Origin of the sequence: Pantoea sp. AS142 (assembly GCF_037152305.1) — a bacterium.
Taxonomy (GTDB): Bacteria; Pseudomonadota; Gammaproteobacteria; order Enterobacterales; family Enterobacteriaceae; genus Pantoea.
In genome coordinates, this window is the sequence record NZ_JBBCMO010000006.1 from 238,027 (window position 1) to 251,951 (window position 13,925).

General features: G+C 51.0%; 18 protein-coding genes and 1 rRNA gene. 13 read left to right on the forward strand and 6 right to left on the reverse strand.

Annotation, left to right across the window (positions count from 1 at the left end; all coding sequences use genetic code 11):
- The 6 genes from rpsD (at position 1) to WFO64_RS13575 (ending at position 3,212) form a co-directional block, all read left to right on the forward strand.
- Positions 1–621 carry a 30S ribosomal protein S4 gene (gene rpsD, locus WFO64_RS13550; protein ID WP_008927131.1) on the forward strand — a complete coding sequence of 207 codons (621 nt, stop codon included), beginning with the start codon at positions 1–3 and terminating at the stop codon, positions 619–621.
- 25 nt (positions 622–646) lie between these two features.
- Complete coding sequence (locus WFO64_RS13555; protein WP_007891688.1) at positions 647–1,636, forward strand: DNA-directed RNA polymerase subunit alpha; 990 nt, start codon at positions 647–649, stop codon at positions 1,634–1,636.
- A gap of 40 nt (positions 1,637–1,676) precedes the next feature.
- Positions 1,677–2,063, forward strand: coding sequence for a 50S ribosomal protein L17 (rplQ, locus tag WFO64_RS13560; RefSeq protein WP_003850180.1), 387 nt, complete (start codon positions 1,677–1,679; stop codon positions 2,061–2,063).
- Positions 2,064–2,157: 94 nt separating this feature from the next.
- On the forward strand, positions 2,158–2,529 hold the full coding sequence (locus WFO64_RS13565) for a DUF1992 domain-containing protein (RefSeq protein WP_337012461.1): 372 nt from the start codon (positions 2,158–2,160) through the stop codon (positions 2,527–2,529).
- Positions 2,530–2,946 carry a Zn(2+)-responsive transcriptional regulator gene (gene zntR, locus WFO64_RS13570; RefSeq protein WP_337012463.1) on the forward strand — a complete coding sequence of 139 codons (417 nt, stop codon included), beginning with the start codon at positions 2,530–2,532 and terminating at the stop codon, positions 2,944–2,946.
- A 59-nt stretch (positions 2,947–3,005) separates the two neighbouring features.
- A complete protein-coding gene (locus WFO64_RS13575; RefSeq protein WP_337012465.1) occupies positions 3,006–3,212 on the forward strand; it encodes an alternative ribosome-rescue factor A in 207 nt (68 codons plus the stop codon).
- A 27-nt stretch (positions 3,213–3,239) separates the two neighbouring features.
- On the opposite strand, the gene mscL is transcribed toward WFO64_RS13575, so the two are convergent.
- From mscL to def, 5 genes are all read right to left on the reverse strand, one after another.
- On the reverse strand, positions 3,240–3,650 hold the full coding sequence (gene mscL, locus WFO64_RS13580) for a large-conductance mechanosensitive channel protein MscL (RefSeq protein WP_337012467.1): 411 nt from the start codon (positions 3,648–3,650) through the stop codon (positions 3,240–3,242).
- Positions 3,651–3,774: 124 nt separating this feature from the next.
- A complete protein-coding gene (trkA, locus tag WFO64_RS13585; RefSeq protein WP_337012469.1) occupies positions 3,775–5,151 on the reverse strand; it encodes a Trk system potassium transporter TrkA in 1,377 nt (458 codons plus the stop codon).
- Between the two features lie 18 nt (positions 5,152–5,169).
- Entirely contained in the window at positions 5,170–6,471 is a 1,302-nt protein-coding gene (rsmB, locus tag WFO64_RS13590; protein ID WP_337012471.1) for a 16S rRNA (cytosine(967)-C(5))-methyltransferase RsmB, read from the reverse strand.
- 50 nt (positions 6,472–6,521) lie between these two features.
- A complete protein-coding gene (gene fmt, locus WFO64_RS13595) occupies positions 6,522–7,466 on the reverse strand; it encodes a methionyl-tRNA formyltransferase (protein WP_337012473.1) in 945 nt (314 codons plus the stop codon).
- A gap of 20 nt (positions 7,467–7,486) precedes the next feature.
- Positions 7,487–7,999, reverse strand: coding sequence for a peptide deformylase (gene def, locus WFO64_RS13600; RefSeq protein WP_337012475.1), 513 nt, complete (start codon positions 7,997–7,999; stop codon positions 7,487–7,489).
- Between the two features lie 115 nt (positions 8,000–8,114).
- Between def and dprA the strand changes: the two genes are divergently transcribed.
- From dprA to WFO64_RS13630, 6 genes are read left to right on the forward strand one after another with little or no spacing between them, the layout of a single operon-like run.
- On the forward strand, positions 8,115–9,239 hold the full coding sequence (gene dprA / locus WFO64_RS13605; protein ID WP_337012497.1) for a DNA-protecting protein DprA: 1,125 nt from the start codon (positions 8,115–8,117) through the stop codon (positions 9,237–9,239).
- The gene (smg, locus tag WFO64_RS13610) at positions 9,211–9,684 is read left to right on the forward strand and encodes a DUF494 family protein Smg (RefSeq protein WP_337012477.1); all 474 of its coding nucleotides are present in this window, start codon (positions 9,211–9,213) and stop codon (positions 9,682–9,684) included. The genes dprA and smg overlap by 29 nt, the downstream gene beginning before the upstream one ends.
- A gap of 24 nt (positions 9,685–9,708) precedes the next feature.
- Entirely contained in the window at positions 9,709–10,257 is a 549-nt protein-coding gene (locus WFO64_RS13615; protein ID WP_337012479.1) for a DNA topoisomerase family protein, read from the forward strand.
- Positions 10,258–10,260: 3 nt separating this feature from the next.
- Complete coding sequence (gene tsaC / locus WFO64_RS13620) at positions 10,261–10,833, forward strand: L-threonylcarbamoyladenylate synthase type 1 TsaC (protein ID WP_337012481.1); 573 nt, start codon at positions 10,261–10,263, stop codon at positions 10,831–10,833.
- A gap of 3 nt (positions 10,834–10,836) precedes the next feature.
- Positions 10,837–11,655 (forward strand): shikimate dehydrogenase, encoded by an 819-nt coding sequence (aroE, locus tag WFO64_RS13625; protein WP_337012483.1) that lies wholly within the window; start codon positions 10,837–10,839, stop codon positions 11,653–11,655.
- Positions 11,652–11,909 carry a DUF1488 domain-containing protein gene (locus WFO64_RS13630; RefSeq protein WP_337012485.1) on the forward strand — a complete coding sequence of 86 codons (258 nt, stop codon included), beginning with the start codon at positions 11,652–11,654 and terminating at the stop codon, positions 11,907–11,909. The genes aroE and WFO64_RS13630 overlap by 4 nt, the downstream gene beginning before the upstream one ends.
- Here WFO64_RS13630 and WFO64_RS13635 read toward each other — a convergent pair.
- Positions 11,876–12,430, reverse strand: coding sequence for a gamma carbonic anhydrase family protein (locus tag WFO64_RS13635; protein WP_337012499.1), 555 nt, complete (start codon positions 12,428–12,430; stop codon positions 11,876–11,878). The genes WFO64_RS13630 and WFO64_RS13635 overlap by 34 nt on opposite strands.
- A gap of 490 nt (positions 12,431–12,920) precedes the next feature.
- On the opposite strand from WFO64_RS13635, the gene WFO64_RS13640 reads away from it, so the two are divergent.
- Positions 12,921–13,925, forward strand: a 16S ribosomal RNA gene (locus WFO64_RS13640); the annotation flags it as partial.

Sequence of the window (13,925 nt, forward strand, 5' to 3'; positions counted from 1 at the left end):
ATGGCAAGATATTTGGGTCCTAAGCTCAAGCTGAGCCGTCGTGAGGGCACTGACTTATTCCTTAAGTCTGGCGTTCGCGCGATTGATTCCAAGTGTAAGATTGAACAAGCTCCTGGTCAGCATGGTGCGCGTAAACCGCGTCTGTCTGATTACGGCGGTCAGTTACGTGAAAAGCAGAAAGTTCGTCGTATTTACGGCGTTCTGGAGCGTCAGTTCCGTAACTACTATAAAGAAGCAGCTCGTCTGAAAGGCAACACCGGTGAAAACCTGTTGGCTCTGCTGGAAGGTCGTCTGGACAACGTAGTTTATCGTATGGGCTTTGGTGCCACTCGTGCAGAAGCACGTCAGCTGGTGAGCCACAAGTCTGTTCTGGTAAATGGCCGCGTTGTTAACATCGCTTCTTATCAGGTATCTCCGAATGATGTCGTTAGCATCCGTGAGAAAGCCAAAAAGCAATCTCGCGTGAAGGCCGCTCTGGAGCTGGCTGAGCAGCGTGAAAAGCCAACCTGGCTGGAAGTTGATGCGACTAAGATGGAAGGTGTGTTCAAGCGTATTCCTGAACGTACTGATCTGTCTGCGGACATTAACGAACACCTGATCGTCGAGCTTTACTCCAAGTAAAGCTTAGTACCAAAGAGAGGACACAATGCAGGGTTCTGTGACAGAGTTTCTAAAACCGCGCCTGGTAGATATCGAGCAAGTGAGTTCGACGCACGCCAAGGTGACCCTTGAGCCTTTAGAGCGTGGCTTTGGCCATACTCTTGGTAACGCACTGCGCCGTATTCTGCTTTCATCCATGCCGGGTTGCGCGGTGACCGAGGTTGAAATTGATGGTGTACTTCATGAGTACAGCACCAAAGAGGGCGTACAGGAAGATATCCTGGAAATCCTGCTCAACCTGAAAGGGCTGGCGGTAAGAGTTCAGGGTAAAGATGAAGTTATTCTGACCCTGAATAAATCTGGCATTGGCCCTGTGACTGCAGCCGACATTACCCATGATGGTGATGTCGAAATCGTCAAGCCTCAGCATGTCATTTGCCATCTGACCGATGAGAACGCTTCTATCAGCATGCGTATCAAAGTTCAGCGTGGTCGTGGCTATGTGCCGGCTTCTGCCCGAATTCATTCGGAAGAAGATGAGCGCCCAATCGGCCGCCTGTTAGTTGACGCTTGCTACAGCCCTGTAGACCGTATCGCCTACAATGTTGAAGCAGCGCGTGTAGAGCAGCGCACCGACCTGGACAAGCTGGTCATCGAAATGGAAACCAACGGCACAATCGATCCTGAAGAGGCGATTCGTCGTGCGGCAACCATTCTGGCAGAACAACTTGAAGCTTTCGTTGATTTACGTGATGTACGTCAGCCAGAAGTAAAAGAAGAGAAACCAGAATTCGATCCGATCCTGCTGCGCCCTGTTGACGATCTGGAATTGACTGTCCGCTCTGCTAACTGCCTTAAGGCAGAAGCTATCCACTACATCGGTGATCTGGTACAGCGTACGGAGGTTGAGCTGCTTAAAACGCCTAACCTCGGTAAAAAATCTCTTACTGAGATTAAAGATGTGCTGGCTTCGCGTGGTCTTTCTCTGGGCATGCGCCTTGAGAACTGGCCTCCAGCAAGCATTGCTGATGAATAATCAGATCACAGGTTAAGGTTTCACTGAGAAGGATAAGGTCATGCGCCATCGTAAGAGTGGTCGTCAACTGAACCGCAACAGCAGCCATCGTCAGGCTATGTTCCGCAACATGGCCGGTTCTCTGGTTCGTCATGAGATCATCAAAACGACTCTGCCGAAAGCCAAAGAACTGCGTCGCGTAGTTGAGCCGCTGATTACTCTTGCCAAGACCGACAGCGTAGCTAATCGTCGTCTGGCATTCGCCCGTACTCGTGATAACGAGATCGTGGCAAAACTGTTTAATGAGCTGGGCCCGCGTTTCGCGAGCCGTGCCGGTGGTTACACTCGTATTCTGAAGTGTGGCTTCCGTGCTGGTGACAACGCTCCGATGGCTTACATCGAGCTGGTTGATCGTCCAGAAGCTCAAGCAGAAGCAGCCGCAGAGTAATCTGTAGCAACGTAAAAAACCCGCTCCGGCGGGTTTTTTATTGCCTGAAATTTACTATCTTAAAACATGGTCTTTCACGTTTAAGGAGCCAACTATGTGGCTGGTTGACGAACTTGCTGAACAACACATCCAAGCTGCGATGGCTAAAGGCGAGCTAAGTAATCTTCCCGGCTCTGGCAAGCCGCTGCAACTGGATGATGACAGCCATGTTCCCCCGGAGTTGAGAGCGGGCTATCGGATACTGAAAAATTCAGGCTTTCTGCCTCCTGAACTTGAGTTAAGAAGGGAATACCTTGAAATTAATAAACTTATTCACCAGATTGATCCTTCTGAACAACGCTATCAGAGCTACTGTCATCGACTTCAGTTGCTGGAATTGCGATTACGTCAGGCAGGAATGAGTACCAATTTTCTTCATGGCAGTTATTCTAATGCTATTCAACACCGTTTCTGTGAGGAGAAATAAATGTTTCGTATCGGCCATCTAGCTAAGCTTGCAGAGGTGACGCCAGACACAATCCGGTTTTATGAAAAACAGCAGATGATGGATCATGATAGTCGAACGGGAGGTGGTTTTCGCCTTTATAGCAAGGGCGATCTTCAGCGTCTGAAATTTATTCGTCATGGCCGTAAACTAGGTTTTAGCCTGGAAGCCATCAGACAACTACTCTCGATCCGGATCGATCCTGCGCACCATACCTGTCAGGAATCTAAAGCGATTGTTGAAAAACGGCTGGCTGAAGTTGCTCAGATGATCTCAGAATTAGAAACGATGCAGCATTCCCTGCGACATCTTTCTATTGCCTGCTGTGGTGACAGTCACAGTAGCATTTCATGCTCAATTCTTGAGGCGCTGGAGCGAGGAGAGGCTGTGAGCAAATAAGTATATTGTTATTTCGCTGTAGAGTAATAGAGTTTCAGCTGATCTCAACAGGAGGCGTCATGAATAAATATCAGCACACAAAAGGTAAAATCCGCGATAATGCGATGCAGGCTCTGCTACACGACCCACTATTTCGACAGCGCATCGAGCAGAAGCAAAAAGGTAAAGGCAGTTTCATGCGGAAAGAGAAACATGGTAAGGGGAATGGATGGGAGGGCAGTGATAAGAAAGCGTCTTATCACTGCCCTCCCGCTTTTACAGTTTAAAAAACCGCCTGTGAGGCGACTTAATATTTATACCCGGGTGTTCTGCTGTTTCAGCAGATCGCGGATTTCAGTCAACAGTAATTCTTCGTTTGAAGGTTTCGCAACTGGCTTCTCTACTTCCTTTTTCTTATAAAGACGATTCATTAACTTAATCGCCATAAAGATTGCAAAAGCAATAATGACAAAATCGAAGATGGTCTGAAGGAAGATACCGTACTGCATTACAACGGCTGGAGCATCGCCAGCCGCGGGCTTAAGTACCCAAGCGAATGATTTAAAGTCGACACCACCGATGAGTAAGCCTAATGGTGGCATAATGATGTTGGCGACTAATGATGAAACGATTTTGCCAAATGCAGCACCGATGATGACACCAACGGCTAAATCCATCACGTTGCCGCGCATTGCGAAATCGCGAAACTCTTTGATTAAACTCATACTTATCTCCTTGTCCAAGCCAATGCCATAAAGTCTAACAAACCTTACTGTTTTTGCCATCATCACTGCGTATTAAGCGGCAGTTTTATTTTCCATATATTTTGTTAGCATGAAGACGCGGCATTTACAGGAAGAATGGACTCGGCTGGAAGAGACGTTCTACATCTGACACGAATTTTTTGTCGGTCAGGAACATGATGACATGATCACCTTGTTCAATACGCAGGTTGTCATTAGCAATTATCACATCATCACCGCGTACTACTGCGCCAATAATGGTCCCGGGTGGTAGTTTAATATCATTAACAGAGCGGCCGACCACGCGTGAAGTAGATTCATCGCCATGCGCTATCGCTTCTATCGCCTCTGCAATACCGCGTCGCAACGACGAAACGCCCACGATATCCGCTTTGCGTACATGACCCAACAAGGCAGAAATCGTGGCCTGTTGAGGTGAAATAGCAATATCGATAACGCTGCCCTGTACCAGATCGACGTAACCACGGCGCTGAATCAGCACCATCACCTTCTTCGCACCCATTTTTTTCGCCAGCATGGCTGACATAATATTGGCTTCATCATCATTGGTGACGGCGATAAACAGATCAACCTGCTCAACATGTTCTTCAGCAAGAAGCTCCTGATCTGACGCATCGCCATAAAAGACCACGGTATCATGCAGATGTTCTGCGAGTTCCGCTGCGCGCTGGGGGTTACGTTCAATCAGCTTAACGCTGTAGTGCTTCTCAAGCCGCTGTGCCAGACCGAAACCGATATTGCCGCCACCCACCAACATAATCCGCTTATAAGGTTTCTCCAGCCGCTGCATCTCACTCATTACCGCACGAATATTCTGACTGGCAGCGATGAAAAAGACTTCATCACCCGCTTCTACGATGGTTGAACCCTGCGGACGAATCGGGCGATCCTGACGAAAGATTGCGGCTACGCGCGTATCAATGTGTGGCATATGCTCACGCATGATCGAAAGAGGATTACCCACTAATGGTCCGCCATAATAAGCTTTGACCACTGCAAGGCTGACTTTGCCTTCAGCAAAGTTGACGACCTGCAACGCGCCAGGGTACTGGATTAAACGATAAATATTGTCGATTACCAGCTGCTCAGGCGAGATGAGGTGATCGATGGGTACCGCTTCAGGAATAAACAACTTGTCCGCATCACGCAAATAGTCGGCCGCGCGAATACGGGCGATACGATTCGGCGTATTGAAAAGCGAGTAAGCAATCTGACAGGCAATCATGTTGGTTTCATCCGAGTTGGTCACGGCAACCAGCATGTCGGCATCTTCCGCACCCGCCTCACGCAAAATTCGCGGATGGGAACCATGACCCTGTACGACGCGGAGATCGAACTTATCCTGCAGATGACGCAGGCGTGCAGAGTCGGTATCAACCACCGTGATATCGTTGTTTTCACCCACCAGATTTTCTGCCAGGGTTCCGCCAACCTGTCCTGCGCCCAGAATGATTATTTTCATCGGTTATTAATACTCATCTCAGTTTGCACCCGATTTTTTTATCAGCTTAGCGTAGAAGAAACCATCTCCGCCTTCGGCTTGAGGGAATACCTGTAATCCGTTCGCGGGCGCATCCCTGAGTGATTCTGCCTGGGCATCGTGCTGGCGTTGCAGGAAAGCATCTATCTGCTGATGATTCTCTTCAGGCAGGATGGAACAGGTGGCATAAATTAGCGTACCACCAGGTTTCAGGTGCGGCCAGATAGCGTCAAGGATTTCACTCTGAAGCTTTACCAGCTCGGCGATATCACGATCGCGACGCAGCCACTTAATATCGGGATGACGTCGGATAACGCCGGTCGCAGAGCAGGGTGCATCGAGCAGAATACGGTTAAACTGATGCTCACCGCACCACTGTTGCGGCGTTCGTCCATCACCCTGTCTCACGTCAGCCTGCATGCCCAGTCGCTGCAGATTCTCACTCACGCGTTTTAGACGATGTGCATCGACGTCAACGGCCATAACTTCTGCTTCAGGTGCGATTTCAAGAATATGGGTAGTTTTACCGCCGGGTGCAGCGCATAAATCCAGAATCTGTTCGCCGTTTTGGGGTTCAAGCAGCAAAGCACAGCGCTGAGCGGATAAATCCTGCACGGTCACCCAGCCCTGATCAAAACCGGGTAACTGGCTGACTGGGGCAGGGGCGTCAAGCCACAGGGCATCTGGCACATCGGTAGCGGTTTGCGCACTCCTGCCGCTTTCGGTCAGCATTGCCAGCCACGCGTCACGATCATGGTGCTGGCGGTTAACTCGCAGCCACATCGGCGGACGCAGATTATTTGCTTCGACGATCTGTTGCCATTGTTCTGGCCAGGCATGCTGCAACCGTTTTAGCAGCCACCCCGGATGCAGATAACGCTGCGGGCCATCCTTAATGCTGGCGAGCAACTCTTTTCGCTGGCGCTGAAACTGACGTAATACACCATTTAATAAGCCTTTCAGGCTGGTGCGCTTCAGTACCTCGGCGCCAGCAACGGTTTCTGCCAGCGCGGCATGAGCAGGTACACGGGTATATTCCAGCTGATAAAGCCCGACCATGATCAGATAATGCAGAACCCGCTGCTTGCCGGTAAGAGGACGTTCCATCAGTTTGCCAATTAGCGCTTCCAGCTGCGGTAATGTGCGCAATACGCCAAAACAGATCTCCTGCACTAACGCGCTATCTTTGTCAGAGAGTTTCTTCTGGGCGGCAGGCAGTGCCGTATTCAGGGATTCACCCTTGTCGACGACGCGCTCAATAAGTTGAGCGGAGAGGCTACGCAGATTGATTGATTTAGTCATAGGGTTTTTGTCATCAAACAAAAAGCCCGGTGAGTGACCGGGCCTGAGAGTCAGTCCAGAAGGGTTCCAGGTTCAAACCATTCCCGGCGCGAATTGAGAAGATCCTGAGCCGACATCGGTTTCTTACCGGCGGGCTGCAACTGCAGCAGATTCAGTACGCCCTGAGCAGTCGCCACCTGGATACCATGCTTGTCAGCACTGATAATTTCACCCGGCGAACGCTCGCTGTGGGGCAGAACGGTTGCCTGCCAGACTTTTACCGGTTGCTCGTCAATGGTGAAAAAGCTGATTGGCCACGGGTTAAACGCGCGGATACAACGTTCAAGCTGTTCTGCAGAAAGTGTCCAGTCAAGACGCGCCTCCTCTTTACTTAGCTTCTCAGCATAGTTGGCCAGTGTTTCATCCTGTTTTGCAGGTGCAGCCCGCTGAGTGGCCAGTAATGTCAGCGTATCCAGCAGCGCCTGTGGACCAATCTGTGCCAGTTTTTCATACAGTGTTGCACTGGTATCCTGGTCGGCAATCGGACAAGCCAGCTTATGCAGCATATCGCCGGTATCTAATCCTACGTCCATTTGCATGATCGTCACGCCGGTTTCGCTATCGCCAGCCCACAGCGCACGTTGAATAGGCGCGGCTCCACGCCAGCGTGGCAGCAGCGATCCATGCACATTGATACATCCCAGGCGTGGCATATCGAGCACGGGCTTAGGCAGAATTAATCCGTAGGCTACGACAACCATCACATCGGCCTTAAGGTCAGCAATCAGTTGCTGATTTTCTTCAGGTCGCAGTGACTTGGGCTGATAAACCAGAATGTCATGTGCCAGCGCCAGCGTTTTGACCGGGCCTGGCGTTAATTTGTTACCGCGACCAGCAGGACGGTCGGGTTGGGTGAATACGCCGACAACCTGATGTTCAGAACTAAGCAGCGCGTCAAGATGACGCGCTGCAAAGTCAGGTGTGCCGGCAAAGATGATTTTTAGCGGGGGAGACACATTTATCCCTTCTTAAGATCTCAGGAAGTCTGCGCGTTCTGACGCGCCAGTTTCTCTAACTTAGTTTTGATCCGTTGCCGCTTTAAAGGCGACAGATAATCGATAAACAATTTGCCTTCCAGATGATCGATCTCATGCTGGATACAGATGGCCAGTAACTCGCTGGCTTCCAGCTCGAAAATTTTACCGTCGCGATCAAGAGCGCGGATCTTTACTCGCTCGGCACGCGGAACAAACGCGCGCTGTTCCGGAATAGAGAGGCAACCCTCTTCAATACCGGTTTCGCCACTTTTTTCCAGCAGCTCAGGGTTAATCAGTACTAAACGCTCTTCGCGACTTTCAGAAACATCAATCACGATAATACGCTGATGAATATCTACCTGTGTAGCCGCAAGGCCAATACCTTCTTCGGCATACATCGTCTCGAACATATCATCAACGATACGCTTAATGTCTGCGTTAACTTCTTTAACGGGCGCGGCGACTTTCCGAAGACGCTCGTCAGGAAAATGTAATACCTGCAAAACTGACATAAATATCCAGATCTGTATTCGGTTAAGAAAAGATTACTGCCTCATATTGTAGACTTTTCGAGGCCTGATTGACAGCATTGTCCGGCAGGAAGCAAGGACGATCAGTGAGCATATGATGGACAAAATAGCGCAGTATGTACGGCTGGCAACCGTCACTGGAATGACAGGGAAACGCTGGGTTGAGGTGGCGCAGCGGATAGGTGCCGGACAGGTAGACAGGGAGCAGCTTATCCTGCTTGGGTTAGATGCCAGCCAGTGCCAGCAATATTATGATCTGCCTGAAAAAAAACTCGCGGAAGTGCATACATGGCTGTCGCAGAGTCCGGCTCATCATCTGGTAACCGCTCTGGACGCAGCCTATCCAGCCCGTCTTAAAGAAACAAACCGCTTTCCGCCGCTGCTCTATATTGATGGCGATCCTGCAGTCATCAGCACATCACAGTTAGGGGTGGTAGGCAGCCGAAACTGTTCACACAATGGCCGTTACTGGTGTGACTGGTTTACACAGCACTTAAGCCTCAGCGGTCTGACCATTACCAGCGGTCTGGCACGGGGTATTGATGGTATTGCGCATCAGGCAGCACTCAACGTGGGCGGTAAAACGGTGGCTGTGTTAGGTAGTGGATTGCAGAGGCTCTATCCCAAAAATCATGCTCATCTTGCCGCAGAGATTGTTGAACAGGGTGGTGCTGTGGTTTCTGAGTTTCCGCTTACGACTATACCGTATCCGCTCAATTTTCCCCGCCGTAATCGTATCATCAGTGGCCTTAGCCATGGGGTGCTGGTGGTAGAAGCCTCTCTGAAGAGTGGTTCACTGGTAACGGCTCGTTATGCGCTGGAGCAAAATCGCAATGTCTATGCCTTACCTGGCGCACTCGGCAACCCGTTAAGCGAAGGCGTAAACTGGTTGATTCAGCAGGGCGCGCTGCTGGTGGCCCATCCCAATAACATCGTCGAAGATCTGGCAAGTGCGCTTAACTGGCTGCCGGTGACCCAGGCAAACGAAATTTATTCTGAGGTGAGTGACGATGCTCCATTGCCATTTGCTGATGTGTTGGCTAACGTAGGTGATGATGTTACACCTGTTGACGTTGTCGCTGAACGTGCCGGCCAATCTGTGCCAGTTATCTCAGCTCAGTTGCTGGAACTGGAGTTAGCAGGATGGGTCGCAGCTGTACCCGGCGGCTATGTCCGATTGAGGAGGGCATGCCATGTTCGACGTACTGATGTATTTGTTTGAGACATATATCCACAACGAAGCAGAAATGGGTGTTGATCAGGACAGATTGACAGACGACCTGACGGATGCCGGGTTCCATCGTGAAGATGTTTACAGTGCGCTGAACTGGCTGGAAAGATTGGCTGACTATCAGGATGGGCTGGTTGCGCCAATTTTACTGACAAATGATCCGCTCTCCATGCGCATCTATACCGATGAAGAGAGCAAACGTTTAGATGCTGATAATCGTGGGTTCCTGCTTTTCCTGGAGCAGATTCAGGTGCTGAATCTGGAAACCCGTGAAATGGTCATCGAACGAGTCATGGCACTTGATACCTCTGAGTTTGACCTGGAGGATCTAAAATGGGTGGTGTTGATGGTGTTGTTCAACATTCCAGGATGTGAAAATGCCTATCAGAAGATGGAAGAACTGCTATTCGACGTCAATGAAGGTATGCTGCATTAAATTTTCTTTCATGCATTGATCGCTATGAGTAAAGCTGCACTCTTCACCGTGCGTAAACAGGATCCCTGCCCCGCTTGCGGGGCAGCATTGGTTATTCGCTCTGGTAAGCACGGTCCTTTTCTGGGCTGCGCGAACTACCCGGCGTGCGACTACATTCGTCCCTTAAAAGGTCAGGCCGATGGCCACGTGGTCAAAGTGCTGGACGGACACGCTTGTCCCGAATGCGGAGCGGATAAAGTATTGCGGCAGGGACGTTTTGGTATGTTCATTGGTTGTAGCCTCTATCCGGAATGCGGATACACTGAAACCATCGACAAACCGGATGAAACCTCGCTGGCCTGTCCACAGTGCCGTGAAGGCCGATTAATTCAGCGGCGTTCCCGTTACGGCAAAACCTTTCACTCCTGCGATCGCTATCCAGCCTGCCAGTTTGTCGTGAATCTGACACCCGTTACCGGAATCTGTCCTTATTGCCAGTATCCGCTGTTAGTCGAAAAAAAGACGGCACAAGGGATCAAACGCTTTTGCGCCAGTAAAGGTTGTGGCAAGGCCATTGCTGAAGAGAATTTATAGATCATGGAAAATCAACACCTCGCCGATTCACTTGAGACCTGCTTAGAGCATCTGAATCGACAGGCGGTCATCGCCTATCCCACTGAAGCCGTATTTGGTCTGGGCTGTGACCCCGACAGCGAATCTGCCGTCATGGCCTTGCTGGCGCTGAAACAGCGTCCGGTAGAAAAGGGACTCATCCTGATAGCGGCTGATTACACCCAGCTTGAACCGTACATCTCCGCTCACGAATTGTCTGTGACACAGCGTGAGCGGATGTTTGCATGCTGGCCTGGCCCAGTGACCTTTGTTGTACCTGTTCCACCACAAACGCCTCGCTGGCTTACCGGACAGTTTGATTCACTGGCCATCCGCGTTAGTGACCATCCTGATGTTCAGGCGCTTTGCCGCGCCTTTGGTAAACCGCTGGTCTCTACCAGCGCAAATCTGTCAGGCCTCCCACCCTGCCGCACAGCCGAAGCAGTGAAGCATCAGTTTGGTGGGCACTTCCCGGTTCTGTCGGGAAAAACGGGTGGACGACTCAATCCTTCTGAAATCCGCGATGTCACCAGCGGCGAACTTTTACGTCAGGGTTAAGTTATGGATCAATTCGTCGTTTTCGGTAATCCGATCAACCACAGTAAATCTCCGCTGATCCATCAGGCTTTTGCTGAACAGACGGGCATTGATCATCGCTATGGTCGACTCTGTGCCCCGGTTGATGGTTTTCCTCTGGCGCTTACTGTCTTTTTCGAACAGGGAGGCCGTGGCGCCAACGTTACGTTACCTTTTAAACAGCAGGCATGGGAATTTGCCGACCAACTCAGCGAACGTGCAGCCCTATCCGGCGCGGTAAACACGGTGAAAAAGCTCAGCGATGGGCAGATCCTCGGTGACAACACGGATGGTATTGGCCTGTTAACCGATCTCGAACGGCTGATGATGATCAATGCTGGCGATAGTGTATTACTGGTGGGAGCAGGCGGTGCCGCACGCGGGGTAATTCTGCCGCTACTCTTATCAGGCGTGACACTCACTATTGTCAACCGTACCGCAGAGAGGGCAGAAGAGCTGGCTAGTCTGTTTGGTCAGAGCGGAACTATCCGCGCATCTGGTTTTGAGCAACTGGCAGACCAACACTTCGATCTGATCATTAATGCGACCTCAAGCGGTGTAGAGGGAAAAACGCCACCTTTACCTGCGGAAGTGATCCATTCCAGTGTGCGCTGTTATGACATGTTTTATCAAAGTGGGCTGACCCCTTTTCTGCTCTGGTGTCAGGCGCAGGGCGCGAATCGTCTGGCAGACGGACTGGGTATGCTGGTGGGTCAGGCTGCTCATGCCTTTTATCTGTGGCACGGTGTGATGCCGGAAATCGCTCCGGTGATTGCTCAGCTAAAGCAGGCAATGCAGCCATGAATCAGGCGATACAGTTTCCTGATGATGAAATCTATAACGCTGAACTGAACGCGGTCTGTTTTCCTGTGCTGGTGAACGGCATGCGGTTAAATTGTGCAATCAGCCGCGAGTTGCTGGCGTCACGTTTCGGCGAAGGGGAGGTGATGGCGCTGTTTCAGCACCATCGCTGGGATCTGGAAGATGAGGCCGAAGCGGCAATTCGTCAGGATAATATTGATGCTCAGGGCTGGATCTGGTTATCTCCAGCCAGGTAGTTATCTTTCCAGGCGACATAGTTATTAGCGGAATAAAGTAAACCTTCCTTCTCATTGTCATTCAGCAGTCTGATTTGCCTGACCGGACTACCCAGATAGAGATAGCCGCTCTCTAGTCTTTTACCCGGTGGCACCAGACTTCCGGCACCAATCATCACCTCTTCTTCTATTATTACACCATCCAGCAGAATCGATCCCATTCCAACCAGCACGCGATCGCCAATGGTACAGCCGTGCAGCATGGCTTTATGTCCGACCGTCACATCCTCACCAATAATAAGAGGGAATCCCTCTGGATTGGATGACGACTTGTGGGTGACATGTAGCACGCTGCCGTCCTGCACATTAGTACGTGCACCAATGCGGACCTGATTCACGTCACCCCTGATCGCAACCAGCGGCCAGATGCTCACATCATCCTCTATGATGACATCACCGACAACAACACTGCTGGGATCGACCATAACGCGCTGGCCAGTTTGTGGGAAAAGATCTTTATAGGGACGTAGGGCGGAAGTCATCATTGTTTTCCTTTTATCTGTTTTCAGTTCAGCCTGATGCGTTTTTCGCCAGCTGACAAGTCCATTCTGGCCTGGATCGATTGCGATCTCATCAATCTGGATCATTTATAACCGTTCAGGTAAAAGATCCAAAAAAAGGGTTGTGCTCTGAAACGGGATCCCTATAATGCGCCTCCATCGACACGGCACACCGGCAACGGGAAACGGGTTGAGAGGCACAGGAGACTGGGCCGCCGGAGAAAAACTTCTGAAATAGAGGTTGACTCTGCAGGAGGAACGCGTAATATACGCCACCTCGCGACAGGACGCTAACGCACTGTTCGCGCTGCTCTTTAACAATTTATCAGACAATCTGTGTGGGCACTCGCAGGATTGATATCAGCGTCTCCGGACGTAAAAAATATCAAGTCTCACGAGTGAACACATAATGAAATTCATTATGACGTTTTACAGATGAGCACCGCTTAACGTGTTTAAGCAAATCAAACTTAAATTGAAGAGTTTGATCATGGCTCAGATTGAACGCTGGCGGCAGGCCTAACACATGCAAGTCGGACGGTAGCACAGAGAGCTTGCTCTCGGGTGACGAGTGGCGGACGGGTGAGTAATGTCTGGGGATCTGCCCGATAGAGGGGGATAACCACTGGAAACGGTGGCTAATACCGCATAACGTCGCAAGACCAAAGAGGGGGACCTTCGGGCCTCTCACTATCGGATGAACCCAGATGGGATTAGCTAGTAGGCGGGGTAATGGCCCACCTAGGCGACGATCCCTAGCTGGTCTGAGAGGATGACCAGCCACACTGGAACTGAGACACGGTCCAGACTCCTACGGGAGGCAGCAGTGGGGAATATTGCACAATGGGCGCAAGCCTGATGCAGCCATGCCGCGTGTATGAAGAAGGCCTTCGGGTTGTAAAGTACTTTCAGCGGGGAGGAAGGCGGTGCGGTTAATAACCGCGCCGATTGACGTTACCCGCAGAAGAAGCACCGGCTAACTCCGTGCCAGCAGCCGCGGTAATACGGAGGGTGCAAGCGTTAATCGGAATTACTGGGCGTAAAGCGCACGCAGGCGGTCTGTTAAGTCAGATGTGAAATCCCCGGGCTTAACCTGGGAACTGCATTTGAAACTGGCAGGCTTGAGTCTCGTAGAGGGGGGTAGAATTCCAGGTGTAGCGGTGAAATGCGTAGAGATCTGGAGGAATACCGGTGGCGAAGGCGGCCCCCTGGACGAAGACTGACGCTCAGGTGCGAAAGCGTGGGGAGCAAACAGGATTAGATACCCTGGTAGTCCACGCCGTAAACGATGTCGACTTGGAGGTTGTTCCCTTGAGGAGTGGCTTCCGGAGCTAACGCGTTAAGTCGACCGCCTGGGGAGTACGGCCGCAAGGTTAAAACTCAAATGAATTGACGGGGGCCCGCACAAGCGGTGGAGCATGTGGTTTAATTCGATGCAACGCGAAGAACCTTACCTACTCTTGACATCCAGCGAACT